25 protein-coding genes are annotated in these 24,045 nt (G+C 51.4%); 3 read left to right on the top strand and 22 right to left on the bottom strand.

What is annotated here, in order from left to right:
* Positions 1 to 20 precede the first annotated feature (20 nt).
* From fhuB to HGT70_RS06260, 3 genes are read right to left on the bottom strand one after another with little or no spacing between them, the layout of a single operon-like run.
* Positions 21 to 1,946 carry a Fe(3+)-hydroxamate ABC transporter permease FhuB gene (gene fhuB / locus HGT70_RS06270; protein WP_214195313.1) on the bottom strand — a complete coding sequence of 642 codons (1,926 nt, stop codon included), beginning with the start codon at positions 1,944 to 1,946 and terminating at the stop codon, positions 21 to 23.
* Positions 1,939 to 2,829, bottom strand: coding sequence for an ABC transporter substrate-binding protein (locus HGT70_RS06265; protein WP_214195312.1), 891 nt, complete (start codon positions 2,827 to 2,829; stop codon positions 1,939 to 1,941). The genes fhuB and HGT70_RS06265 overlap by 8 nt, the downstream gene beginning before the upstream one ends.
* Positions 2,819 to 3,562, bottom strand: a complete 744-nt coding sequence (locus HGT70_RS06260; protein ID WP_071434977.1) for an ATP-binding cassette domain-containing protein — start codon at positions 3,560 to 3,562, stop codon at positions 2,819 to 2,821. The genes HGT70_RS06265 and HGT70_RS06260 overlap by 11 nt, the downstream gene beginning before the upstream one ends.
* A gap of 438 nt (positions 3,563 to 4,000) precedes the next feature.
* Here HGT70_RS06260 and HGT70_RS06255 point away from each other — a divergent pair, with 438 nt between their 5' ends.
* Both HGT70_RS06255 and HGT70_RS06250 read left to right on the top strand, forming a co-directional pair.
* Positions 4,001 to 5,626 carry a multidrug ABC transporter permease/ATP-binding protein gene (locus tag HGT70_RS06255; protein WP_214195311.1) on the top strand — a complete coding sequence of 542 codons (1,626 nt, stop codon included), beginning with the start codon at positions 4,001 to 4,003 and terminating at the stop codon, positions 5,624 to 5,626.
* Between the two features lie 13 nt (positions 5,627 to 5,639).
* Positions 5,640 to 6,266 carry an alpha/beta hydrolase gene (locus HGT70_RS06250; protein ID WP_214195310.1) on the top strand — a complete coding sequence of 209 codons (627 nt, stop codon included), beginning with the start codon at positions 5,640 to 5,642 and terminating at the stop codon, positions 6,264 to 6,266.
* 42 nt (positions 6,267 to 6,308) lie between these two features.
* Here the strand turns inward: HGT70_RS06250 and HGT70_RS06245 are convergent, their stop codons facing one another.
* The 8 genes from HGT70_RS06245 to gloA form a co-directional block, all read right to left on the bottom strand.
* Positions 6,309 to 6,944 carry a carbonic anhydrase gene (locus HGT70_RS06245; protein WP_071430136.1) on the bottom strand — a complete coding sequence of 212 codons (636 nt, stop codon included), beginning with the start codon at positions 6,942 to 6,944 and terminating at the stop codon, positions 6,309 to 6,311.
* An 82-nt stretch (positions 6,945 to 7,026) separates the two neighbouring features.
* On the bottom strand, positions 7,027 to 7,950 hold the full coding sequence (gene glsB, locus HGT70_RS06240; protein WP_071430134.1) for a glutaminase B: 924 nt from the start codon (positions 7,948 to 7,950) through the stop codon (positions 7,027 to 7,029).
* Positions 7,951 to 8,018: 68 nt separating this feature from the next.
* Positions 8,019 to 9,320 carry a PQQ-dependent sugar dehydrogenase gene (locus HGT70_RS06235; RefSeq protein WP_241569097.1) on the bottom strand — a complete coding sequence of 434 codons (1,302 nt, stop codon included), beginning with the start codon at positions 9,318 to 9,320 and terminating at the stop codon, positions 8,019 to 8,021.
* Positions 9,320 to 9,757: a DUF2231 domain-containing protein gene (locus HGT70_RS06230; protein ID WP_214195309.1), complete on the bottom strand. Its 438-nt coding sequence runs from the start codon at positions 9,755 to 9,757 to the stop codon at positions 9,320 to 9,322. The genes HGT70_RS06235 and HGT70_RS06230 overlap by 1 nt, the downstream gene beginning before the upstream one ends.
* 84 nt (positions 9,758 to 9,841) lie before the next feature.
* Positions 9,842 to 10,699, bottom strand: coding sequence for a LysR family transcriptional regulator (locus HGT70_RS06225; protein WP_214195308.1), 858 nt, complete (start codon positions 10,697 to 10,699; stop codon positions 9,842 to 9,844).
* A 19-nt stretch (positions 10,700 to 10,718) separates the two neighbouring features.
* Positions 10,719 to 11,615, bottom strand: a complete 897-nt coding sequence (locus tag HGT70_RS06220) for an AEC family transporter (RefSeq protein ID WP_214195307.1) — start codon at positions 11,613 to 11,615, stop codon at positions 10,719 to 10,721.
* 53 nt (positions 11,616 to 11,668) lie between these two features.
* Entirely contained in the window at positions 11,669 to 13,135 is a 1,467-nt protein-coding gene (locus tag HGT70_RS06215; RefSeq protein ID WP_214195306.1) for an aldehyde dehydrogenase family protein, read from the bottom strand.
* A 31-nt stretch (positions 13,136 to 13,166) separates the two neighbouring features.
* A complete protein-coding gene (gene gloA, locus HGT70_RS06210; RefSeq protein WP_214195305.1) occupies positions 13,167 to 13,694 on the bottom strand; it encodes a lactoylglutathione lyase in 528 nt (175 codons plus the stop codon).
* 177 nt (positions 13,695 to 13,871) lie between these two features.
* Between gloA and budC the strand changes: the two genes are divergently transcribed.
* Positions 13,872 to 14,636, top strand: a complete 765-nt coding sequence (gene budC / locus HGT70_RS06205; protein WP_214195304.1) for a meso-2,3-butanediol dehydrogenase — start codon at positions 13,872 to 13,874, stop codon at positions 14,634 to 14,636.
* Between the two features lie 35 nt (positions 14,637 to 14,671).
* On the opposite strand, the gene HGT70_RS06200 is transcribed toward budC, so the two are convergent.
* The 11 genes from HGT70_RS06200 to pcaD all read right to left on the bottom strand — a co-directional run bounded on the left by HGT70_RS06200 (position 14,672) and on the right by pcaD (position 24,037).
* Positions 14,672 to 15,547, bottom strand: a complete 876-nt coding sequence (locus HGT70_RS06200; protein WP_244968849.1) for a metal ABC transporter substrate-binding protein — start codon at positions 15,545 to 15,547, stop codon at positions 14,672 to 14,674.
* Positions 15,544 to 16,410 (bottom strand): metal ABC transporter permease, encoded by an 867-nt coding sequence (locus HGT70_RS06195; protein ID WP_214195303.1) that lies wholly within the window; start codon positions 16,408 to 16,410, stop codon positions 15,544 to 15,546. The genes HGT70_RS06200 and HGT70_RS06195 overlap by 4 nt, the downstream gene beginning before the upstream one ends.
* On the bottom strand, positions 16,410 to 17,078 hold the full coding sequence (locus tag HGT70_RS06190; RefSeq protein ID WP_214195302.1) for a metal ABC transporter ATP-binding protein: 669 nt from the start codon (positions 17,076 to 17,078) through the stop codon (positions 16,410 to 16,412). Before HGT70_RS06190 ends, HGT70_RS06195 begins: the two co-directional genes overlap by 1 nt.
* A 93-nt stretch (positions 17,079 to 17,171) precedes the next feature.
* A complete protein-coding gene (gene benD, locus HGT70_RS06185) occupies positions 17,172 to 17,957 on the bottom strand; it encodes a benzoate diol dehydrogenase BenD (RefSeq protein ID WP_214195301.1) in 786 nt (261 codons plus the stop codon).
* Positions 17,954 to 18,979 (bottom strand): benzoate 1,2-dioxygenase electron transfer component BenC, encoded by a 1,026-nt coding sequence (gene benC, locus HGT70_RS06180; RefSeq protein ID WP_214195300.1) that lies wholly within the window; start codon positions 18,977 to 18,979, stop codon positions 17,954 to 17,956. The genes benD and benC overlap by 4 nt, the downstream gene beginning before the upstream one ends.
* Positions 18,980 to 18,988: 9 nt before the next feature.
* Positions 18,989 to 19,477, bottom strand: a complete 489-nt coding sequence (gene benB / locus HGT70_RS06175) for a benzoate 1,2-dioxygenase small subunit (protein WP_214195299.1) — start codon at positions 19,475 to 19,477, stop codon at positions 18,989 to 18,991.
* Positions 19,474 to 20,835 (bottom strand): Rieske 2Fe-2S domain-containing protein, encoded by a 1,362-nt coding sequence (locus tag HGT70_RS06170; RefSeq protein WP_214195298.1) that lies wholly within the window; start codon positions 20,833 to 20,835, stop codon positions 19,474 to 19,476. The genes benB and HGT70_RS06170 overlap by 4 nt, the downstream gene beginning before the upstream one ends.
* A gap of 45 nt (positions 20,836 to 20,880) precedes the next feature.
* Positions 20,881 to 21,810, bottom strand: a complete 930-nt coding sequence (catA, locus tag HGT70_RS06165) for a catechol 1,2-dioxygenase (RefSeq protein ID WP_214195297.1) — start codon at positions 21,808 to 21,810, stop codon at positions 20,881 to 20,883.
* A gap of 46 nt (positions 21,811 to 21,856) precedes the next feature.
* On the bottom strand, positions 21,857 to 22,147 hold the full coding sequence (catC, locus tag HGT70_RS06160; RefSeq protein WP_214195296.1) for a muconolactone Delta-isomerase: 291 nt from the start codon (positions 22,145 to 22,147) through the stop codon (positions 21,857 to 21,859).
* A gap of 11 nt (positions 22,148 to 22,158) precedes the next feature.
* A complete protein-coding gene (locus HGT70_RS06155; RefSeq protein WP_214195295.1) occupies positions 22,159 to 23,274 on the bottom strand; it encodes a muconate/chloromuconate family cycloisomerase in 1,116 nt (371 codons plus the stop codon).
* A 7-nt stretch (positions 23,275 to 23,281) separates the two neighbouring features.
* On the bottom strand, positions 23,282 to 24,037 hold the full coding sequence (pcaD, locus tag HGT70_RS06150; protein WP_214195294.1) for a 3-oxoadipate enol-lactonase: 756 nt from the start codon (positions 24,035 to 24,037) through the stop codon (positions 23,282 to 23,284).
* Positions 24,038 to 24,045 lie beyond the last annotated feature (8 nt).

Genomic DNA, 24,045 nt, shown 5'->3' with positions numbered 1-24,045 from the left:
TAATGATAGCCCCTTAATCTTTAGCGACGTTTATAGAGTAATACGAGCAGACCTGGTGCACCCAAGATCACGGCAACAATCCCTGCTGGGAGTTGAAATGGCCACATGATCACTCTACCAATAAAATCTGCTGCGAGCATCAGTAGTGCGCCGCACGTCGTGCTCACCCATAAGCTGCTACCATAGCGATAAACGCCCAAGTAACGGGCGGCTTGCGGCGCGAGCATCCCGACGAAGCTCATCGGACCGAGGAGTAAGGTTGCCCCCGCACTGAGTATTGCACACCATAGGATCAGTAAAGTCGTACTAAAGCGTAGCGATATCCCTCGTGAAGAAGCGATGGCGCGCCCCAACGGGAGTAGGGTTAGCCAGCGGGTGAAGAGTAAGCTCACGGGGAGACTCAATGCTAAACCCACGATGGCGCTTAAGGCTTTATCGGGTGTCGTCCCCCATGTAGAGCCGGAGAGCCAGCTAATTATAACGCTGCTGTTCGGCGCACCAGAGGCTAAAAATAGGGTGATTAGAGCCAGTGAAAAAGTGCCTAACGCCGTACCGACTAGCAGGATTTTACTCGTTTGATCACTCGCGGTGACCGCAAAGAATAGAATAATCCCTAAGCTTATTAACGCGCCAAGCATTGCCGCGGGAAAGAGTAGTAGACTACTTGCAGAGGGTAGCCATACGAGTAGTAGCACGACCGCGCAGGCCGCTCCGCTATTAATCCCTAACACTTCGGGGCTCGCTAGGGGGTTGCTGGTCAAGCGCTGCAAAATCACCCCGGCACTCGCTAATAATCCCCCGCAGCCCAAAGCAAGAACCATTCTTGGCCAACGTAATCGATAGGGGTCATCCAGACTAAAGCCCCAGCCGTGTTGGGTGTGCGTTAAGGTAAACGCGACAAATACTAAAAGAATACCCACAATCAGCACAGCCGCTTTCGCGAAATGGGAGAGGCGACGATGGGCATAAGTGGTCTGTGACAGCTGAGGCGGATGAGGAAAACGCGCCTTAATGATGATCCCCAACATTACCGGGATCCCCACAATCGCCGTGATATTGCCTGCACTAATTTGCCATTGCAATGACTCGGCGTATAACGCCAACTGATCGCATAACACTAATAGACTGCTGCCTAGCGCCATCGTGAGAAGGCATTTCTGGCGGAGGGAAAGCCGTGGGTAGAGCCGGGTGATCTGTGGGGCAAATAGACCGATAAAGCTGATCAAGCCGACTTGGCTAACCGTCCAGGCGGCTAATATTGCCATTAGTCCCAAAGCCATCAAGCGGTAGAGCCTACTATTTCCCCCCATGCTATCGACCACGTCATCGGAAAGCTGGAGTAAGGCTAACGCCCGGGCAGCGAGGAAGACGAGTACCACGATGAGGAATAACACGGGGAGTAAAGAGAATACTACCGACCAATCGTTCTGTGCGAGATTACCGCTATTCCAGATAAACAGGGACTGCATCTGTTCATGGTTGAATAAAACAACGCCATTCTCTATTGCCGAGCAAAATAGGCCTAGCACCATTCCCGTCAATAACAAGGTTAGAGGGGCCATGCCGCATCGTCGACTCAACAGATAAATGATACCCGTTGTGACCATCCCACCGGCGAGAGCAAAACCCTGACTCATCCAAGTCGAAACACCTAAGAATAGCGCGAGCGTAGTGCCTAATTGGGCGCCAGAAGCGATCCCCAGCGTAGAAGGCTCGGCGAGTGGATTTTTCAGCACGAGTTGTGCTAAATATCCGCAGAGGCCTAAGGCTGCGCCTGCTAAGAGTGCGACACACGCGCGGGGTAAGTAGCTTTGCGTCATTAGCAGCATCGCCATCCCGGGGTGTGCAGCATTACTGTGTACCAAATGATAACTATTACTCACCATAAGAAATACAGTGATGGCTAATAGACCGCTGAAGACGCCGCGTGCCTTGAATTTAGTCATGCTTAAGCCCTGACAGATGAACCAGTTGATAAGTAAAACGTCGTGCAGCCTGCAATCCGCCGTACATCCATGCACCTGAGGCTTGATAATGATTGCCCTGCTGCATAAACGGCATCTTTTCCCACAGGCCTGAGCGGGTCGCCCCTCGCTCACCATGCTGAAATTCAATGGCAATATCGGTTTGCACCGGGAAGAGCTGCTCCACACCGATTACCGAACTTCCCCATGCATTGGCGCTGCCTTGCCAAGCACACTCTAAATTGAGCATAGAGAGCACTTCGCCGAATAGGCTGCTCGGAGACATGACGAGCACTTGGCGCGGACTTAAAAAGCTATACAGCAAGAGACGCTTACCGTGCCAGTGGCTAAGCCGTTGACGAGACTCGGCCATGTCCAACTCCCAGCGAGCTATGGCTTGCTGGGCATAGGATTCGCGGTGTAAGTGCTGAGCGAGAGCCTGTAAATTATTATGGGCAACGGTCAGGATCGTCTGTCCGGGGAGCGTAAAAGGATAACGTAACACCTCTGCGAATTGCGCAAGCTGAGCGTCCGGCAAGGTTGAGTATTGCGGGACAATCATCATATCCGGGCGTAGTGTCGCTAACACTTCAAGGTTAGGCTCGTTACGTAATCCAAGCTCGATAGTCTCTGCAGGAAGTGACGGTGTCACAACCCACTGGCGATAGTTCGCGATGTCACAGACTGCTACAGGCGCTAATCCTAATGCGTCGATGAGTTCTACCGCGGTCCAGTCTAACGCAGCGATACGAGGCGCAGAGTCTGTAACGGCTAGCGCTGGCGAGGAAAGGCTACACGCCGCACCTAAGCCTAAGCCGTAGCGCAGAAAGTGGCGTCGCGATAGAGGATTATAATTATTTGACATAGCTTATCGGCGGCAAAGTCGGATCGGGACGAGCGACGCCCATCGGAACGTGATAGATGGTCGATAGTTGCTCGGGGGTCATCAGTGCCTGCGCATCGCCTTTAAAAATCGTCGCACCCTGACGTAACGCTAAGAATTCATCGCAGTAGCGTGCAGCCATATTAATATCGTGCAGCACCATGATCACAGTGAGATGATGGCTTCGCGATAGATCATGAATGACCTGCAGCACGTCTTTTTGATGGGCTATATCCAGTGCAGACGTGGGTTCATCCAGCAGAAGACAATGACTCGCTTGTACAACACACATGGCAAGCCAGGCACGCTGACGCTCTCCCCCTGAAAGTTGTTCAACATAATGGTCACTCGCCCAACTAAGGTCGACACTCTTTATTGCGGCATCGACCTTGTCATGATCCTGTTGACTCACCCGCTTCAGCGCGCCATGCCACGCATAGCGACCTAGTGTCACTAGGTCTTTGACAGTCATCCCTTCACTAGGCGGTAGTTGTTGGGGAAGGTAGGCGACTTGGCGTGCAAACTCACGCGCGGGCCATTGCTCGATAGGTCGATCCTGCCAGGTTATCTGCCCACTGTAATGGGGGTTCTGCCGACTCAGTAACTTGATCAGCGTTGACTTGCCCGAACCGTTATGGCCAATCAATCCGGTGACGCGACCCGGTGTAAAGGTATGAGTGATTGGCTGCAAAATAGTGCGGCCTGCAACCTGCATACCTGCTTGGTGAACATGAAAGCAAGGCTGCGGGGAATAATGTTTAGAGGTAGTCACAATACATCCATTAATTTTTCGATATGGTGCAACGGTCAAGCGGATAAAAAGCACGTAACTGGAAAGCGCCGTCGTGGTTTCTCAGGCTGTAACGCGTGCAAGTCTTTATCCTCGCGAAGAGGGATCCGCGAGTAGGTAAAGCGTGCGACCAAAGCTGGGGAAATAGCGATTAACATGTTATCTCTTGCTTGACCATTAATCGATTAATACTAATGCAAATGAGAGATATTTGCATTAGTATTGTCGGCACTACGCCAGCTCTTCGTCTAATCATCGACTCATTCGGAACGTTATGCCAGCCCTAGGAACTCCTTCACGTAAATTACGCTTAGCTCAAGCTATTTCGCTAAGTCTACTCGCGCCCACAGATAGATCTCAACCATGCAACTACTGACAACGATTCTTCGGCAACATTTTCTCGCATTCATCGCGATCGTTCTCCTAAATTTAGTGAGCGCAGCGCTGGGCATTGCAATTATTTCATGGATAAATCATGGGCTATTAACCGAGCAGTCGCTAGCCCTTGGGCTCGCTAAGATGCTGGGGTTGCTGATCCTCTTATTAGCCACCACACTTGGCGCACAGTGGAGCTTGACGACACTGGGGCATCAGTTCATCTGGCATAAACGCTCAGCGATGATTTGGCAGATGATGCATACGCCGATCGCCAGCTTGGAGGCAAAAGGTGAGGGTGAGCTATTGGCATTATTGGGACCAGACATCCGCAACATCACATTAGCTTTTGTGCGGTTACCCGAACTGATCCAAGGTGTTGTCTTGGCGATCGTGGCGATCGGCTACTTGGGCTATCTCTCATTACCCGTTTTACTGATCACGGTTTTATGGTTGTTAGTCACCTTTACCCTCGGTTACCAGATGGTGAGTAAGGTTTACCAACACATCGCTCAAGTTCGTGGCTTCGAGAGCGATCTGCAATCCTCTTTTCAGGTAGTGATGCAGGGGCGCAAAGAGCTTGCCCTTAATCCCGTACGCGCGCAGCACTTTTATAAGCACACCTACCAAGCGGCGGCACAAGGCTATAAGCGTAATATTATCAAAGCAGACAGCTATCATCTCTCTGCGATTAACTGGTCGAATATCATGATGCTCGGCCTTATCGCCGTGATATTCCTTATTTCCGGGACTCAAAATTGGGTCTCGATGTCAGTCGCCACCTCCTTCTCCTTGACCATTTTATTCCTACGCACGCCATTACTACAGGCAATAGGCGCTTACCCCACGCTGTTAGCGGGCGAGCTGGCGTTTAAAAAAATTAATGAAGTGCTACCACAAGTGGCGCAACCTTCGGCCGAACAGTTCGCTCCACCAGAAAGTTGGCAGCAACTGCGTTGGGAAAATATAGCCTGGCAGTACCCGCAAAGCGCGTTTCAAGTCGGGCCGATATCAATGACGGTGAGTCGGGGGGAAACGGTATTTATTATCGGTGCCAACGGCTCAGGAAAATCGACGTTAAGTTTGATGCTAACCGGATTGTATCCCACGCAGCAGGGCCAAGCTTATTGTGATCAGCAGCCGATCCCCACGACACAACTTCGTTCGTTTTTCTCGGTTGTGTTTACTAAGCCTTATCTGTTCGATACGTTATTTCTCGAACCCGACGAAGAGGATACTCAGCTCGCCGCCGAATGGCTATGCCGCCTGCAGTTAGAGAAGAAAATTACCCTTAACAATCATCAACTCAGTACCTTAGCGCTCTCGGCTGGCCAGAGTAAACGTATCGCGTTACTCCTTGCTATGGCTGAAAAACGCGATATCCTATTTCTTGATGAGTGGGCAGCCGAGCAGGACCCGCAGTTTAGGCGGTACTTCTATCGTGAATTATTGCCTTGGCTTCAAAAGTTAGGAAAAACGCTCATTATTATTAGTCACGATGATGACTATTTTGATGTCGCAGATCGTGTTTATGAAATGCAACACGGAAACCTGCGATTGCTTAGCGCAGAAGAGAGTCGACAAGCGGCACGCGCGGTGATCTCGCAATCTTGATAAAGGGTTTTTAATGAAACAGTTGGTAATTTTACTACACGGTTACGGTAGCGACGGCGATGATTTAAAAGGATTAGGTGAATTCTGGGCGGGGACATTACCTGGACTGCAGTATGCCTCGCCGAACGCGCCAGAGCTTTGTGAGGCGGGTTTAGGCTTTCAATGGTTTAGCCTTGCCGATATTACCCCGCAGAATCGTGTACAACGGTTGGCGGCAGCGCGCGATGCGATCGATAATATTCTGGATGATATTCTTAAGCAGAATAAGATCGATGCGCAGCATGACCAAATTGTCCTTGTTGGCTTCTCACAGGGCACCATGATTGCATTAGATCTTCTTCTGCGTAGCGACTACAACGTTATCGGCGTCGTCGGGTTTTCGGGCCGCTTAATCGACACACCGACACTGGCACGTTCGACCACCGCCGAAGTATTACTTATCCATGGTGAGGCAGACGACGTGGTGCCGGTGCAAGAGACGCTTGCCGCACAGTCAACGCTCAATGAGTACGGCATAGCCTGCCAGGTGATGACAGAACCCGAGCTGGTACATACGATTTCTGCAGCGGGTGTAGAGGCGGCAACGCAATTTTTAATTGAGCGCTTCGGTTGGGAAGACGAGGACGAGGACGAGGAATAACTCGTTGGCCCCAAGAGAGTATGCCACTCTTGGGGCTAGGGGTTATTCGAAATAGGTATCAGGATTATCCGCTAGGCTAACAAAATTCTCGCCATGCTGGTCTAATGCGTGGATCTGACCACTTTCAATATCGTAAACCCAGCCATGCAGCGTGATTTTCTTATTACGAAGCCCTACTGCGACGGAAGGGTGTGTTTTGATATTGTTAAGCTGTGCAATCACGTTTTCACGGACCATCGCGTGAAGTTTATCTTCCGGCGTTGAGTACTCTTGTTTCTCGACAACGGCTTTAGCGGCGTCGGCATAGCGTAGCCAATGTTCAACAGCAGGCATCGTATCTAAGCAGGCACAGCTGGCAATGGCCGACATAGCGCCACAGTTAGAATGCCCACAGATAATAATATCGGTAACGCCCAAGGCCATGACCGCATATTCGATCGTTGCAGATACACCGCCTGGCTCCGGTCCGAAAGAAGGAACAATGTTCCCGGCATTACGGATCACGAATAACTGTCCGGGTTCTTGCTGAGTGACGAGCTCTGGGACTAAGCGGCTATCCGAACAAGAAATAAACAGTGCCTTAGGTTTTTGACTCGATGCTAAGCTGCGAAAAAGTGCCTCACGCTCAGGAAAAATCTCTTTTTGGAAGTTTAAAACGCCATCGATAATTGTTTTCATACTTATTCCACTTAGGTGCAGGTATTAAGAAGATACGAGGCCTTGTATCAGGCGTTCGCGTGCTTAACCACAAAAATTCCAACTAAAAAACAGAAAAAGCCAATCGGTCAGAGATATGTTCTAACACTGCGGTACCGGCGAGAGAGTTTCCGAACTGATCTAATTCTGGCGACCATACGGCGATGCTCATCTTCCCCGGGACGATTGCAACAATCCCTCCACCCACTCCTGATTTTGCCGGTAATCCAACGCGCCATGCAAACTCTCCCGCCGCGTTATACATTCCGCTAGTCATCATGAGGGCATTGATATGACTGATCTGACGGTGATTAAGTTCATGGCTAAACAAAACCTTACATAACTCTGGGGAAACCAGATAACGGAAGCAGCGTGCCAGCTCTTCGCAACTCATCGATAGCGCACAATAATGAAAATAGTTCTCCAGTACTGTATTCACGTCGTTATCAAAATTATCAAACGATTTCATTAGCCATGCGATGGCCGCGTTACGAGCGGAGTGCGCCAGTTCCGAACTGGCCACTTGTCGGTCATAGTGAATATCGTCGACGCCACTTAATCGGCGGACGAGGTTGAGCATTTGCTGGCGTGGCGCCGAGAGACGGCTCTGTAACATATCGCAGACGACTAGCGCACCCGCGTTGATAAACGGGTTACGAGGGATCCCTTGCTCCATTTCTAACTGTAATAAAGAGTTGAACGGTTGGCCGGAAGGATCTTTCCCGACACGCCGCCATAGCTCTTGCTCAGGGTAGCGGGTCATGGCAATCGTCAGGGAGAGAACTTTTGAGATAGATTGGATGGAAAATCGCGTTGCGCAGTCACCTGCAGTAAATAGCTGCCCATCATGCGTACAAACGGCAACGCCAAGTTGATCTGCAGCAACATTAGCTAACGCGGGAATGTAGCTTGCGACTTTACCCTGTCCCAATAGAGGCCGAACTTCGTCAAGAATAGAGGCCAGAAAAGCATTATCTAATTGCGACACAACGAATTTCCACTAATTCAAAAAGGGGGAGCATGATGCGATGCTCCCCCTATAATTGCAAGCGTAAATCATTGTGCGGCACTGACCCGCCAGACATGATTTCCAACGTCATCGGCGATGATTAGCGCCCCTTGATTATCCAGTGTCAATCCCACCGGCGCGCCGTACAGCTGCTTCTGGTCATTGGAGACAAAGCCCTCTACCACGGTTTTAGGCTGGCCGACCGGTTTACCTTGTGAAAATTGTACATAGCTAACCCGATAACCATTAAGCGGTTTGCGGTTCCAGCTGCCATGTTCACTGATAAACACTCCTTGCGGTGCAAAGCCCGGCAGTCGGCTACCCTGGGCAAATTGCATGCCCAATGGCGCAACATGCGAGCTTAGCGCGTAATCGGGAACCAGCGCGCTGGCCACCTTATCAGGCGCTGGCGGCTGAACACGACGATCGACGTGTTGGCCAAAATAGCTATACGGCCAGCCATAGAAGCCACCCTCTTTAACCTGCGTTAGATAGTCGGGGACCAGATTGGCCCCAATTTCGTCACGCTCATTAACGATTGCCCAGAGTTGATGAGTGGTCGGATCGAAAGCGACCCCGGTTGGATTACGTAAGCCACTTGCGTAAATACGGCTGGCTCCGCTCTGACGATCGATTTCCAAGATATTCGCGCGGCGATACTCGGCCTCGAGGCCATTTTCGGTGATATTACTGTTCGACCCGACCCCAACATATAATTTGCTGCCGTCAGGTGACACCGTAAGGGATTTCGTCCAGTGGTGGTTAATAGTGGAGGGTAAATCCGCTAACACTCTGCCTTGGTTAGCTATTGAAGTCTCCCCCGACTGATAAGGGAAGACGAGCAATGCATCCGCATCGGCAACATACAGTTGGTCGCCGACTAAAACGAGGCCGAATGGAGAGTTGAGATTTTGAATGAATACATGCTGCTGCCAGTGACCTGCACTGTCCTTACGCAATAGGGTAATACGATTACCGCCTTTGTCACCTTTACCGGAGTTTTTTTTCACTAATCCCGATATTAGCTGTTTAGGTGTTGTCGTCGCTTCGCTGCTCGGCGCATTAGACTCTGCCACGAGAATATCGTTATTCGGTAGACGATACACCATCCGTGGATGGGCCAAGTTTTCCGCGATACTCTCGATTTTTAACCCGGCTGCGACCCGAGGCTGCTGTCCCTCCGGCCATGCTGCTTTATCTGGCACGCTAATCGGCGGAATAAGAAAGGCACTAGGCTGATCGAGTTTTGGTGAAGGCCCCATTTGCTCAGAGATCGAGGTCGAGTCGCTATTATCGCACCCGGCTAACAGTATACAGCAAGAGAGAAATCCTACTTTATGTCCAATCATTAGCGAACCTCCTGTTGGTGAGTCGAACTCACCGCTTGGTTAATCACGGCAATGACTAAGAAAAGAACAGTGAGCAGGGAGAGGATAAGGCCTGCTGGCATTACGCCCCATGCGTCGCGGCTATGTATAAATGCGTTGAAGATAGCCAATACTATCGCGACAAGATTGAGCCAAAAGCTCCGACGCTCGGCAAACAATTGGGGAAGCGAACGAGAGATCCAAACCTGATACAGGTTGATGAGTCGCGGGATGATAGCAAAAAGTAGACCGAAGAAGTTTAACCAGCTCGCGGCCTTAACCCAGAATATCTCTTGAGTAGAGAAATAAATCACATCGAAGATCATGCCACTAACAAACGCGCCATAAGCAGCTGGGTTAAGTAATGTAAAGAAAAAGTGAGCGACCCGAGAAGGGCGACGTTCAGCATATGACGGCATATCTTGCTCCTAAACCGCAGAGGGGGGTTCTTAGAGCATGGTTCACCATTTACATTTTCTCAACTAATTTAACAAAATATAAACCTAGTGGCCTGCGTTTATGCTAAGGAACGCTTTCTCCACCGGTGATGTCGTGTAGCGACGCCATACAAGGTAGATATCGCACGCTGAGATATCGGTAAGCGGAAAACAGTGTAATCCGGCGATTTGAGGGTGGTTGTCGATAAAACTCTGCGGCATCACGGTAAAGCCAAGCCCCTGATGAATAGCGGCGAGGATTAATGGATAAGACTCGATATCACAACGCTGCCGAGCTTGTAACTGCTGATGGGCTAACCAGTCTTCAATCAAGACGTGATAAAAACAATGCTCACCGAAAGTATACAAGCTGAGCTGCGCAACACGCTCAGCAAACTCTGCCATCGTCGCACAGTGGGTGACCAGACTTAGGCTTTCGGGGGCGAAGAGCTGACTCGCTAATACAGGATGGGTTACGGGGCCGTCGACCAACACCATATCGACTTCTCCCGCCAGTAGTCGATCCATGAGCGGTAGAGAAGAGTGGCAGGAAAGTGACACGGTCACGTCTGGGTGCACCTTCATGAAGTCAACCATGACTCGCTGTAAATGGTCGTTAATAGCCACATCTAAAGCCCCGAGACGTAAATGACCGTGCAGTGAGTCAGGTTTGAAGAAATTCAGGCACTCTTCACTCTGCTGGAGGAGTTTTTGAGCTTGGGGATAAAATGCGCGGCCTTCCGGGGTGAGGGTTAAACGCTGCTTATCACGATTGACCAAGTTTACCGCTAGACTTTCTTCTAACTCGCGAATTCGTGTTGAGACATTGGAAGGCACACAATGCATTTTTTTGGCGGCTTGTACCACACTTCCTGTCTCAACCAATGCACAAAAAATCCTTAACTGCGGTAACTTTAATTGCATCGCCAACCCCCTCGCGTGATTACCTAGACAATAATAAATGCCATACCGGCAGCGTCAGAAAAGAAAGTAATATAGCATAGCCTTGCAGCGCATTGGCGAGTGCCGGTTGTAATCCCGCACGTTGTGCCATAATCGCGGCGGCAATCATCGGTGCCATCGCGGCTTCGATCACTGTGACCTGTTGGGTAAGGGGTGCACTATGTGTTACCCACACCACTCCCCATACCACCAGTGGTGCTGCTATGAGCTTCCAGACAATGCCGCTAATCAGCGGAGACAAGGCTCCACGCGGCGGACGCAAGGCTATCTGTAATCCCACACAGAAAAGGGCTAAAGGAGTAAGCGTTGCCCCGATTTGGGCCAACGGAACCTCTAAAAAAGACGGTAACCCATGAAACGGCCTAATCAAAAGACTGACACAGAGTGCGATAAACGGTGGGAAGGTGATCACTCGTTGGGCAATCATTTTCACAGTGGGGGTCTTACCCGCGCATAGCGCCATCACCATAACGCCCACCGTAGACAGAATAATAAAACTCCCGACCTGATCGGCGATAACGGCGATCTGTAATCCTGCAGCACCGTAATAACTCTGTACGATGGGATAACCCATAAATGAAGTGTTACCGATACCGGCGACCAATGCGACGACCCCGACCACTTCTTTCGACCATGAAAAGAGTTTACCCAACAATAAGGCAAGACCGAGAGCGCCCAAAAACACACACCACATTCCGGCGATCGGCACTAGCGATTGCTGAGTGATAGGCGTGTGAGGAATCAACGTGATAATAAGAGCGGGGAGAGCAATGGTAATTAGCCACCAATTGATAGAGGGGACTAATTGCTCCGGAAAGGTTAAAAAGCGACGGGCAGCGATACCCAATAACAGGCAGATTATGAGTAGAGGATTCATTGCTTATACCGAACAGGGAGGTGATAACCGGTGCCTGAGCACCGGTTTGACTATTATGATTGGTAGTTAAGATACACCGTTTTCTGTTTCACATAGATCTGGTAACCATGTTCACCATCATCGCCACCGATCCCTGAGAGTTTCCATCCCGCGTGGAAGCCATTGATCTCTTCAGGACCATAACGGTTGATATAGACCTCTCCGTACTCCAACGCATCGCTGATTTGCATCGCAGCAATCAGATCACGGGTATAGAGATAAGAACTCAGGCCATATTCACAATCGTTAGCAAGGCCAACCACTTCGTCGATCGTATCAAATACGACGACCGGCAGGATCGGTCCAAAGGCTTCTTCTTTAAGGATAGTGGCAGTGGCCGGTAAATCGGTCACTATGGTGGGGGCCACCCAGTTACCGCCCTTGAATTTTTCATCACTCGGGATGCTTCCCTGCCAGAAGATTTTTCCGCCTTCTTGTTGTGTCTTGGCGAGTAATTCTTCAACGTGCTCTTTCTCCGCTGGTGAGACTTTAGGCCCCATCGTCGTTTTCTTAGCGAGTGGGTCACCGACAACAATAGCCTCAGCCGCTTTTTTCAATGCGCGCATAAAGGGCTCGTAAGCTTCACGCTGCACATACGTCCGCTCGTTACAGATACAGACCTGGCCACAGTTTGCCATGCGTGCATCGATAGCGTCTTGTGCGGCTTTTTCAATGTCCGCATCCGCTAATACGATAAACGGTGCTTTACCGCCAAGCTCTAAGGAAACAGGAATCACTTTCTCGGCGGCGTTCTTAGCGATAATTTTACCCGCACGCGTTGAGCCGGTCATAGTGACCAACTGCACATCGGGATGTTTAACCAACGCATCGCCGACTTTAGATCCCTCACCACAGATTACGTTGATTACCCCATCAGGAATACCCGCTGCTTTACTCAAGGTAGCCAGTGCTAGCGAACAGAGTGGGGTATTTTCGCTCGGCTTAACAATAATAGTATTACCGGCAACCAATGCAGGCGCAGTTTTACGCGTAAAAATCGCCAGTGGGAAATTCCAAGGAATAATCGCGGCGACGACGCCAAGCGGGGCTTCTTTAGTGATCGCCTGATGATTAGGGTAGTTAGACGCCAGCACATGACCGGTACGTTTCCAACCAAGTCCTGCGTAATATCGCAGCATCAAAATAGCGGTATCCACCTCGCCTTCAGACTCAGCGAGCGGTTTACCCTGCTCGGTGGTCAACAATGTGGCGAGAGCGTTCTTATGCTTTTCGATCTGCTGAGCAAACGCATAGAGATAGTTGGCACGTTGTGGCTGCGGGGTCGCCGCCCACTTGATTTGTGCCGCTTTCGCTGCCGCGATGGCGTTATCCGTATCGGCTGTAGTTCCTGCGGCGACTTCGGCAATTGTCTCGCCGGTGGCCGGGTTTTTTATATCATCGGTATTTTTGCTCGCAACCCAGGTATTATTGATGAATTGTGCAGCGGTCTCGGGCAGTAACTTTTTAAAATCGGTAGACATAATTTATCCTAATCTCGTGAGTAAACAGGCTTCAATCGTTCAGTGGAGTGGGCTGCAAGATCTCGATCCAGTAGCCATCAGGATCTTTGATAAAGGCAATATGCTTCATTCTTCCGTCACTCAACCGCTTTTGAAAGTCAACGTTCAACGCTTCAAAACGCTCACAGGCTGCCCGCACATCGGGGACAGAAATACAGATATGGCCATAGCCTTGTGGCTCATCATTACCGTTGTGGTAATGAAAGTCAGGTTTCTTCTCGGTGCCGTGGTTGTAGGTGAGTTCTAACACGCCGGTCTGACGCAGTACCCACTCTTGGCGTGCCTCATCGTCATCTGGGATTGAGGTGAGCGGCGCGCGGATCAAATAGACAATGGTGAAAGCCGCGTCATTATTGACATGCTCCACGACGGGGACAAAACCCAGTACCTGAGTGTAGAAATCGACTGAAGCTTGTAAGTCCTTCACTCGCACCATGGTATGGTTAAACTGATAACCCGCTGCGTCCTGATTATCCTCACGCTTAACGGAGAATTTTTCTAATAAGTTCGTTAACGCCATGCTAGCTCCCGTTGTTCTGTGAATAACTCTATTGGCTAAAAGCTTAGGACAGGATCTAATTTTACGAAAGTGACAGTTTTTGTGAAAAGGTTTTCACAATTAGTGAAATAAGGGTGAGTTGCGTTTTCACGATCATGTGCCACACTTTTTTAACATTTACGCGTCGAGGAGTTATTCATGTCACGGTTTAACCAGAAAGTTGTTGTCGTTACGGGGGCAGGATCAGGAATGGGTGCCGCAACCGCGAAGGCATTCGTGGCAGAAGGCGCGAAGGTGGTACTAGTGGGGCGCACTGAAGATAAACTCAAGCAGGTGGCCGAGACGCTGCCCGCTGAAAAAGTACTTATTGCCGCGACTGATATCTCCGATCCCCATGCGGTGAATGCATTAGCTGCCCACGTCGCGCAGCAGTGGGGAGAGATCGATATTCTGGTCAACAATGCAGGTGTCGTGGTGCAAGGTCTGGCTCATGAATTGGGCGTTGAGGACTGGGATAAACAGATGGGAACCAACCTCAACGGCGTGTTCTACATGGTACGCGCATTCGTACCGAGTATTATCAAACGTAAAGGAAATATCGTTAATATCTCTTCTGTTTCAGGGCTAGGTGGAGACTGGGGGATGAGCTTCTATAATGCGTCGAAAGGGGCGATTACCAATTTTACTCGTTCCTTGGCGATGGACTACGGGCGTCAAGGGGTAAGAGTTAACGCCGTTTGCCCAGGAATGACTAAAACTGACATGACAGCAGGGATCACCGATGATCCCAAGGCTTTAGCAAAGTTTAAAGATCGGACGCCGTTAGAGCGTCCGGGTACTGCCGAAGACATCGCACACGCGGTGCTATTTTTAGCCAGTGACGACGCCAGCTATATCACCGGTGTTAATCTACCGGTAGACGGCGGCATCTCCGCCTCCAATGGTCAACCCCGTCAGGCCTGATCGACGAAAAGCTACCGTGCATCGGGCGGTAGCTTTTAGCGCATACTGTTAAGAAGTTGTTCGGTATTGTAGCGAAAAGCCTGTAAGTAGGTCGGTGCCGGGCCACTTGCCGTCGACAATGCCTCAGGATATAGCTCTCCTCCTGGGGTCGCGCCAGTGGCACTGGCAATCTGCTTGACTAAACGCGGGTCAGTCTGATTTTCGGTAAAATAGCGGCTGATCTTGCGTTGCTTCAATTCCTTTATTAACCCTGCGACTTGTTGTGCTGAGGCTTCTGACTCCGTCGAGAGGCCTAATGGAGCGCTAAAGGTGACACCGTAACGTTTTCCATAGTAGCCGAAGGCATCGTGGCTGGTAAGTACTACACGTCGGGCAACCGGAATGGCTTGATACTGCTGCTGTGCCCAGTGATCGAGCTGCTGCATCTTCTGAAGATACTGTGCACCGCGCTGAGCATAACCCGCGGCATGGGCAGGGTCCGCCGCTTTAAGGGCCTGCATGATATTACGCGCATACACTTCACCATTCGCTAAGCTATTCCACGCATGGGGATCCACAATCTGCTTATCATCCTCATCCATACTGTCTGTGTGGATACCGTTTGATGCCACGGTAATCTTCCCTCGGTAACCGGAAGCGGAGACCAGACGATCCATCCAACCCTCTAAGCCTAACCCATTAACGACGATGACATTAGCCTGTGCCAAAGCACGACTGTCGGCAGCGGTAGGTTCAAAACTATGCGGATCGCCATTCGGCGCTACGAGACTCTTCACCGTAACATCCTCACCCCCGATCTGTTTTGTGATATCAGCGAGTACGGTGAAACTGGCAACGACGTTGAGAGGGGCGGCGTGTACCAAGGGAGTGATGGCGAATAAGCTACTGACGGCTAATAGGTGAAATTTCATGATGATGCTCCTGAATGACGAAAAGAGTGTCTCGCTAACCAACCGTTAGCCCGACCCATAAGGCATGACACGAGGAAAAAAACGGCGCTACACAGTACAACTGCAGGTCCTGCGGGCAGTGCGCTGTACCAGGACAGAAGAAGACCAATAAATGACGATAATAGGGCGATGATACTGGCAATAATCATCGTCGGAACAAGACGCACCGCCCAAAATCGGGCGCTAACGGCAGGAACCATCATCAGACCTACCGACATCAAGGTGCCTAATATTTGAAACCCAGCGACCAGATTTAGCACAACGAGAAACAAAAACAGACCATGGATCGCTATGGCTAGAGGTCGATGACCTACACGCAGAAAATCGCTATCGAAGGTATCGATGATTAAAGGCCGATAAATAACGCGTAGCATCAGCAGCGAGGCAAGACAAATCAGGCTAGTGGTCAGTAAGGCGGAGTGACTGACGGCCAGCAGGGAACCAAACAGGATATTCAATAGATCCATGCCGGACCCCTTGAGCGAAATCAGCGTAATACCTAGCGCTAAGGCGCCCATATATAATCCCGAAAAGCTCGCATCCTCCTTCAAAAGCGTGGTCCGACTGATGATGCCTGAGACTAAGGCGACCAGCAGCCCCGCTACAAGTCCTCCGACTCCCATCGCCAGTGTAGACATCCCAAAAAATAGATAGCCGATAGCCGCACCGGGTAGGACGGCGTGCGAGAGGGCATCCCCCGCTAGGGAAAGGCGACGTAAAGAGAGGATCACGCCCAAGGGCGTGGCGCTCAAGGAGAGACATAGGCAGCTTAATAGCGCCCGACGCATGAAATCGAATTCGATAAACGGTTGCAGAAAAGACATTAGATCACCTGAGCGAGAGGGCGAGGATGGGAAGTTCGTGGGGTAGTCCACTGCGCCGCCTGAGCGGTGAGATGTACTTGAATATCGAAATAGCGTTGCACCAAGTGATCGTCGTGCAGCACCATAACCACCGTCTTACCCGCTGCGGCGACCTGCTGCGTAAGGGACATTAAGCGCGCGATAGTTCCTTCGTCGACTCCGGTAAAAGGCTCATCTAATAACCAAACATCGCTAGGCTGAAGCCACATCCGCGAAAAAAGCGTGCGCTGTAGCTGCCCTCCTGATAAATGGCTCAGCGGGTAATCGGCGATAGCCGTGATATCGGTAATCGCAAGCGCTTGTTCGACGCGACGCCGGGCGGCCGAGGGAAGACGCCCATACCAAGTACGCTGTTGCCAGCAGCCCATCATAACGATATCTCTGACGGTTAACGGAAAGGTGCGGTCCAGAGACTGCTGCTGAGGAAGCAACGCAATCTCTGAGGAGTGGACACAAAAATGGCCAGCGCTTGGAGAGATCAAACCCGCGAGCGTCTTTAATAATGTAGATTTACCGCAGCCATTTTCACCAGTAATCGCCGTTAAGCTACCTGCTGCGAGGCTTCCGGTTAGGGAGGGGGTGATACTTCGTCCTTGGTACCCAGCACGAAGGTCAGTAAAGTGGATCATAATTCTCAGCCCTTTATGTAATAGTATAACATTACACTAGACTAAGAATTATTGACACTTCTTGATGTAATAAAATATGTCACGCCATGACGTCTAACCTAGATCGCCTCCCGCGACAGGTATCACGGTGCCCGTGATATAACTTGCCTCATCGCTCGCGAGAAATAGGATCGCCGCCGCCTGTTCCTGCAATGTACCATAGCGGTGCATAAAACTCGTTTCACAGGTTTGGTCGACGACGCGCTGATACCAAGCCTCCTGTTGCGCCGTCGGGGAGGCCGTCGCGTTATTGCGCGGAATTTTACGTACCGGGGCCTCGGTCCCTCCCGGTGCGGTAGCGTTAACACGAATACCGTGCTCTGCGACCTCGAACGCAAGAGATTGTGTTAGCGCGTTAATTCCGCCCTTCGCGGCAGAATAGGGAATGCGGTGAACACCCCGCGTCGCCACCGAGGAGACGTTGACGATCGCCCCAGATCCTTGGGCGATCATCGTAGGGAGCACCGCACGGCACCCCCACAACCCCGGGAATAGCGACCGTCTGATCTCCGCTTCGATCTGCTCTTCATTGTATTCGGAGAACGGCATCGCCCAGATAGTGCCACCGACATTGTTGATTAAAATATCGATTCGCCCAGCCTGCTGAGTGATCTTCTCGATAGTCGAGTGAGTCGATGACCATTGCTCTAAATCGGCCAACATCGCCGTGGCTATTCGCGTGCCATCATTGAGGGCCTCTGCGACCTCGAAGACTAACGGCGAGCGATCGATAAGAAATAGCGTGGCGCCTTCTGCAAAGGCTCGCTCAGCCACGCACCGGCCGATACCCTGCGCTGCGCCGGTCACAACCATGACTTTGTCTTGGAATCGCTGCGTCATACACTCACCTGCGCCACTTGCGGCGTAAATTTTTCATAGTAGAAATGCGCGGGGGTGACGCCCTGGGCGTTGAGCCATATCATTACCGCATCGACCATCGGCGGCGGGCCACATAAATAGATATCGACATCGCCGTTATGCAGGAGTTCTGGACGGATATGATCCGTCACATGCCCCTTCAGCGGTTCACTGCTATGCGGATCTGAGACACAGAGCTGATAATCGAACTGTGCCAGTTTCTCAGTAAACGCGGTGAGGACATCGCACTTCACTCGATCGTCATCCCGCGATACACCATAGAGGAGATGTATGGGTGTGGTGATCCCTTGTTGGTTCACGCTGTGCAGAATCGACAGCAGGGGCGCGAGACCCGTTCCACCTGCAAGCAGCAGTAGTGGGCGAGTGACTTCACGAAGATAGAAGCTTCCTTGCGGGCCAGCGATCGTCATGGTATCGCCGGGTTTTGCCTGCTGGGTCAAATAGTGACTCATCGCGCCATCAGGAACATTGCGGATCAAAAAGGTGAGCGGGGCAGTACCGGGGCATGAGCTAAACGAATATGCACGCGTCACATCGCCTTGCGGCACAGACAGATTAATATATTGGCCGCTTAGAAAGTTAACCTCAGCCGCCTCATCACAATCAAGCGTCAGTTCCACCGTCGTCGGTGAAAGCTGTTCGACCTTAGCCACCGTCGTTGTCCAACGCTGCTGTGCCGTTTTGCATAATGAAGAGGCCATCGGAACGTTGATGACGCAATCTGACTCGGGCACCATCTGACAGGTTAATACCATCTGCTGCTCGCGTTCCTCATCAGAGAGCGCATCGTCAAGGTAGTCATCGCCTAAGTCAAACTGGCCTGATTCACAACGACATTTACACGTGCCGCAGACGCCATCAGAGCAGTCCATCGGCAGATTTATTTTTTGTCGATAGGCGGCATCCAGCACTTTTTCATTGACGTTGCATTGGATAAAACGGCTCACGCCATCTTCAAAATTTAGGGCAATGGTATAGGACATAGTGCCTCCTTAAAGATGGTAAATATCAATAACCTGGTTGATATAGTCGTTATTTAACTGGATCTTCTTATGCATAATCTGCCAGCCCTGATCGTGATGCTCGAGTTGGTAATGCGAGTGGCCAAAGTAGCAGTCGCTCTGTTGATAACGGTGGCTATGCGTACACCAGTCCACCCGAACGGTACACCGTTGCGAATCGCCCTCGAGGATCTCGATATTGGTAAGCAGGTGGGTGGTGCGTGGCTCTGGGGTACTGGCCGCAGACCGTTCGGTCTTGATTCGATAGACACGATCCTCCAGCCCATCCCGCGATGGATAGTAGATCAGTGACATCTCTGTCTGCGGGTCAGAAGTCAAACAATCGTCGTCTCCCCATGCAGGCATCCAATACACGGCTTTCGGGTGATAGCAGGTCAACCACTCATCCCATTGTCTATCGTCAAGCAGGCGTGCTTCGCGATAGAGAAACTGGCAGATACCGTCATAATGTTCACTCATGAGTCGGCCTCCGTCGTACGCGCAAGCGCGGCGAGTAAGGTGGTTTGCCAGTGATGGTGGTGGGTGATATATAAGCCTTCATCTTCCGAGCGCGGGCCGGAGATCAGCGGCTGCATGGCAATTTGTCGGGCATTGTCATCAGGACCATCGACCCAGCGCATCGCCCCACGGCTCATATCGCTCCACGGCAGAGTACGGGCTTGATAGCCTTGCTGGCAGGCGCGAAACTCCTCAAGGTCGTCTGGCGTACCCATCCCACTGACATTGAAGAAGTCTTCGTATTGGCGTATGCGTAACGTGCGGTCTTCTTGTGGTTCGTTTTTCGGTGCGAAGCAGAAAATCGTGACCTCGGTCTTATCGACCGCAATTGGCCTCACGATGCGCAGCTGGGTCGAAAACTGATCCATGAGATAGAGGTTAGGGTAGAGGGCGAGATTACGGGTCTGGTTGACCATCATCTCGGCACGCTGATCGCCAAATTGCGTTTTCAACGCCTCGTAGTGACGGTAGATCGGTCGGACTTCGGCGTTAATTACTTGCGTCCATAACAGCATATGCCCGTTCTCAAAGCCGTAGACGCCCCCGACACTCTTCGACCAGCCATTCGCATCAACGGTTTTCACCCCGTCTTCTTCGTAATTACGCCGTGACATGGTAGAGGCATAGTTCCAGTGCACCACGCTGACATGATAGCCATCGGCACCATTCTCCATTTGCAGCTTCCAGTTCCCTTCGTAGGTATAGGAAGAGCTGCCACGCAGGACCTCTAGTCCATCTGCCGCGGAATCGACGATGAGATCAATAACCTTACGCGTCTCGCCGAGCCACTCGTCGAGGCTCGATACATCCGGCTGTAAACTGCCGAATAGAAACCCGCGATAGTTTTCAAACTTAGCGATGGGTTTTAAATCGTGAGAGCCTCCCTGCTTAAAACAGGGCGGATATTCGCCGGTTTTCTCGTCCTTTGCCTTCAGTAACTTGCCATTATTGCTAAAGGTCCAGCCATGAAACGGACAGGTAAAGGAGCTTTTATTCCCCTTTTTACGCGTGGCGAGCATCGCGCCACGATGAGAACAGCTATTAATCAGGCCGTGCAGAGTGCCTTCTTTATCACGCGTAATCATAACCGGCTGGCGGCCTATCGTCAGAGTATAAAAATCCCCTGGTTGCGCGATTTGGCTCTCATGGGCTAAATAGACCCAGTTGCCCTCGAAAATATACTCCATTTCCAGTTCAAATAATTCGGGGTCGGTAAAAATACCGCGATGACATTTATAGATCCCTTGCGCCTTATCGACAATTAGCGCTTGGTTAATCTTCTCAATAACATTTTCTTGACGTGCCGTATGCTGAGTCATAGTAACCCCTCACAGTAGTAGCAGTGATTAATCGAGAGTAAAGCGCTAGACTTCGCCAACCCGTAAGCGTCTGACCCGTGCTTCTTCTTCGTGGTCGTGTGCCGACTGCAAGCTAAAATCGAAATTCACCTCAGTGTGCGCGCCGGGTAACTCACGCTGGAGAATGACAGCGTCATCGGTAATTTTAATTGGGTCGGCAATCAGCCCGTCACGGGTGGCGAATGCGAAGTCATCCCACAAATATTTATCGCCATTGAGGTTAATTTGCGTAGTCAGGTGTTTATAGCCAGGAGCCGAGACAAAAAAGTGAACATGGGCAGGGCGGTTACCATGTCGACCTAATAGATCTAACAGTTGCTGCGTGGGGCCATCCGGCGGGCAACCGTAGCCGGATGGGAGGATACTGCGCGCGCGATATACGCCTTCGCTATCGGTGACGATACGCCGACGTAAATTGAAGTCAGACTGCGATTTATCGAAGAAGGAGTAATTACCGAGGGTATTAGCATGCCAGACGTCGACGACGGCACCGGGGATCGGTTCGCCGTGAATATCGCGCACCACACCATGGAGCCACATCGTTTCACCGTCATCGCGACCATCATCCATACGTGTAAAGCCATCGCTTAATGGTGCGTTAGCGACATAGAGCGGGCCTTCGATCGTCCGTGGTGTCCCCCCGGACTCCCCGGCCAGTTTTTCTTTGGCATCAGCACGTAGGTCAAGAAAATGTTCCAGCCCAATTCCCGCGGCGAGTAATGCTGTTTCTTTACGTTCACCTAAGAAATTAAAGTAATTAACCGCTTGCCAGAACTCTTCGTCACTAATATCGAACTGATCGATGGTCTCGCAGAGATCACTTACAATCTTGCGAATAATTGCTTTATAGCGTGGGTTCCCGCGCAGCTCATCACCGTCGCAGGTGAGGGCGAGAAACTGCTCTAGGGTCGCTTTACTAATGATAGTCGTTGACATGGCACACATCCTTTAGTGTAGGGAGAGGATTTATCGTTGTTATCGGTTACTGGTCAGTGTCGTGAATTGACGATGGATGACGACACAAAGGCCTGACCGTAATGTCCATATAAGGATAAAGCGGCAGGGCGAGCAGCAGGTTATGCAGCTCCTCGTGGCTCTCCACGTCGAACAGACTGACGTTGGCGTAGTGTCCGGCGATACGCCAGATATGCCGCCATTTACCTTGCCGTTGGAGTTCTTGTGAATAGGCTTTCTCACGCGCTTTGATGGCGTCGAAGGTCGCGCTATCCAGCTCTTTAGGGGGATTAACGATCATTTCTACGTGATATAACATGTCCTGCCTCCTTATGCCGTACGGGCATAGTGCATTAATTTATCTTCATCGATTTCGATCCCCAGACCATTGCCAGAAGGAAGGCTAAGGTGACCTTGCTGATAGGTGAGGGGGTGAACGACTACATCGTCTTTTAGTAATAGCGGGCCGAACATCTCGGTGCCCCATTCAAGATCGAGCGTCGACCATGCATGCAAGGCGGCGACAGTCCCAATCGTGCCTTCAAGCATTGTGCCGCCATAGAGGCTGATCCCGGCTGCCTCGGCGACATGAGCGAGTTTTAACGCTTGGAACGGCCCACCTGCCTTGGCTATCTTTAAGGCAAAGGCACCACTGAATCCTTGGCGAATGAGTGCTAGACCTTGCTTGGCATCGGTAACGGCTTCATCTGCTAGCAGCGTGACGGCAAAGCGTTTCGCCAAATCCACCAGTTGGTCGATATCTTCCAATGCGGTGGGTTGCTCGATAAGCGTAATCCCAGCGGCCTGTAGGCGCGGGATAGCCGCCAGCGCTTGCGCCATCGTCCAGCCTTGATTGACATCGACGTGCACGTGAATCGCGTCCCCCAATGCCTGCTTGATGCGTATGGCGTGGGCGACATCGCTGTGCAGATCTCCGGCACCAATTTTTAATTTAAAGGCATGGTGACGGCCGCTTTCTAAGAGGGCGCGAGCCTCGTCGATATCTTTGTCGGTATTACCACTGGCGAGCGTCCACAATGCAGGCAGCGTCTGGTGACGCGCACCGCCCAATAGGGCGGCAACCGGTAGCCCGACTAATTTCCCATAGGCATCGAGAAAGGCGGTTTCTACGGCCGATTTTGCGAAGTTATTGCCACGTAGCACAGCGAGTTTTTCAGCTAGCGCCGCCACGCCACTAAGGGGTTGACCAATCAGTAGTGGTGCGACGTAACGTTCTACGGTGATCCTCATCGCCTCGGGGCTTTCTGGACCATAGCTGAGACCACCAATCGTGGTGCCTTCTCCCCAACCCTGAATGCCATTTTGACAGCGCAGCTGAACAATCATGAGCGTCTGGCTGCCCATCGTTGCCATCGATAATTTATGCGGTCGAATGGTCGGGATATCGACCAGCCAACAGCGAACCTCTTCTACGACAAGTTGCATGGTTTACCTACCGGGTAAGAAAATGAGAAACAGCATGAGTAAACTCCGGCCCGCACTCGACATTGGAAAGATGCGAGGCAGGAAGGGTGAGAAGTTCGCTGTTTGTCGTCTGGTGTACGATACGTTGCGCATCGTCAACGGTCGTCACCGGATCCTGCTCACCGGCGATCACCAACATCGCGCGCGACATAGACTCAAGCTCACTGCGTAAATCTGCGAGCGCTAACGCATCGCAACAGGCGGCATAGCCTTCTGCCTGGAGCTGCGCGAGGGTGTCCTCGAACTGCTCGACGATACCGGGACGCCGGTCAATGAATGCGTCGGTGAACCAACGGCTGGCGGCGCTTGCCGCGATGGCTGATAACCCCGCTTTGCGAACCTGTAGGGCACGCGTTTGCCACGCATCACGCTGGCCGATACGCGCGGCAGTGTTCGCAACCACGATGCGGTCAAAACGACTGGCGGCATAGCGATTGAGCCACAATCCGGTAAGCCCGCCGAGGGAGATCCCGCAGAAATGAGCGCGTGCTATATTCAAATGATCTAACAGGGCCACAACATCTTGTCCAAGCTGCGCAAGCGTTAGCGGGGCATCGGTGAGCGGACTGCTCCCGTGGCCACGAGTGTGATAACGCAAAACCCGAAACGTTTTTACCCATTCGCTAAACTGCGGGTCCCATAGGGTCCACAGCGTGCCCAAGGAATTTGAGAGCACCAGTACCGGGGCGTTGTCCGGTCCATCAAGACGATAATCGAGATCCATTATTCCCC

Origin of the sequence: Rosenbergiella collisarenosi, from assembly GCF_018494085.1 — a bacterium.
GTDB classification, from domain to species: Bacteria; Pseudomonadota; Gammaproteobacteria; order Enterobacterales; family Enterobacteriaceae; genus Rosenbergiella; species Rosenbergiella collisarenosi.
Note: the sequence above shows the minus strand (reverse complement) of the source record. Positions and strands in the feature narration are given on the sequence as shown.

Excerpts from the sequence above, each read along its gene's own strand:
- fhuB (WP_214195313.1), bottom strand. The coding sequence starts at position 1,946 with ATGACTAAATTCAAGGCACGCGGCGTCTTCAGCGGTCTATTAGCCATC.
- HGT70_RS06265 (WP_214195312.1), bottom strand. The coding sequence starts at position 2,829 with ATGTCAAATAATTATAATCCTCTATCGCGACGCCACTTTCTGCGCTAC.
- HGT70_RS06260 (WP_071434977.1), bottom strand. The coding sequence starts at position 3,562 with ATGCAGGTTGCAGGCCGCACTATTTTGCAGCCAATCACTCATACCTTT.
- HGT70_RS06255 (WP_214195311.1), top strand. The coding sequence starts at position 4,001 with ATGCAACTACTGACAACGATTCTTCGGCAACATTTTCTCGCATTCATC.
- HGT70_RS06250 (WP_214195310.1), top strand. The coding sequence starts at position 5,640 with ATGAAACAGTTGGTAATTTTACTACACGGTTACGGTAGCGACGGCGAT.
- HGT70_RS06245 (WP_071430136.1), bottom strand. The coding sequence starts at position 6,944 with ATGAAAACAATTATCGATGGCGTTTTAAACTTCCAAAAAGAGATTTTT.
- HGT70_RS06235 (WP_241569097.1), bottom strand. The coding sequence starts at position 9,320 with ATGATTGGACATAAAGTAGGATTTCTCTCTTGCTGTATACTGTTAGCC.
- HGT70_RS06230 (WP_214195309.1), bottom strand. The coding sequence starts at position 9,757 with ATGCCGTCATATGCTGAACGTCGCCCTTCTCGGGTCGCTCACTTTTTC.
- HGT70_RS06225 (WP_214195308.1), bottom strand. The coding sequence starts at position 10,699 with ATGCAATTAAAGTTACCGCAGTTAAGGATTTTTTGTGCATTGGTTGAG.
- HGT70_RS06220 (WP_214195307.1), bottom strand. The coding sequence starts at position 11,615 with ATGAATCCTCTACTCATAATCTGCCTGTTATTGGGTATCGCTGCCCGT.
- HGT70_RS06215 (WP_214195306.1), bottom strand. The coding sequence starts at position 13,135 with ATGTCTACCGATTTTAAAAAGTTACTGCCCGAGACCGCTGCACAATTC.
- gloA (WP_214195305.1), bottom strand. The coding sequence starts at position 13,694 with ATGGCGTTAACGAACTTATTAGAAAAATTCTCCGTTAAGCGTGAGGAT.
- budC (WP_214195304.1), top strand. The coding sequence starts at position 13,872 with ATGTCACGGTTTAACCAGAAAGTTGTTGTCGTTACGGGGGCAGGATCA.
- HGT70_RS06200 (WP_244968849.1), bottom strand. The coding sequence starts at position 15,547 with ATGAAATTTCACCTATTAGCCGTCAGTAGCTTATTCGCCATCACTCCC.
- HGT70_RS06195 (WP_214195303.1), bottom strand. The coding sequence starts at position 16,410 with ATGTCTTTTCTGCAACCGTTTATCGAATTCGATTTCATGCGTCGGGCG.
- HGT70_RS06190 (WP_214195302.1), bottom strand. The coding sequence starts at position 17,078 with ATGATCCACTTTACTGACCTTCGTGCTGGGTACCAAGGACGAAGTATC.
- benD (WP_214195301.1), bottom strand. The coding sequence starts at position 17,957 with ATGACGCAGCGATTCCAAGACAAAGTCATGGTTGTGACCGGCGCAGCG.
- benC (WP_214195300.1), bottom strand. The coding sequence starts at position 18,979 with ATGTCCTATACCATTGCCCTAAATTTTGAAGATGGCGTGAGCCGTTTT.
- benB (WP_214195299.1), bottom strand. The coding sequence starts at position 19,477 with ATGAGTGAACATTATGACGGTATCTGCCAGTTTCTCTATCGCGAAGCA.
- HGT70_RS06170 (WP_214195298.1), bottom strand. The coding sequence starts at position 20,835 with ATGACTCAGCATACGGCACGTCAAGAAAATGTTATTGAGAAGATTAAC.
- catA (WP_214195297.1), bottom strand. The coding sequence starts at position 21,810 with ATGTCAACGACTATCATTAGTAAAGCGACCCTAGAGCAGTTTCTCGCC.
- catC (WP_214195296.1), bottom strand. The coding sequence starts at position 22,147 with ATGTTATATCACGTAGAAATGATCGTTAATCCCCCTAAAGAGCTGGAT.
- HGT70_RS06155 (WP_214195295.1), bottom strand. The coding sequence starts at position 23,274 with ATGCAACTTGTCGTAGAAGAGGTTCGCTGTTGGCTGGTCGATATCCCG.
- pcaD (WP_214195294.1), bottom strand. The coding sequence starts at position 24,037 with ATGGATCTCGATTATCGTCTTGATGGACCGGACAACGCCCCGGTACTG.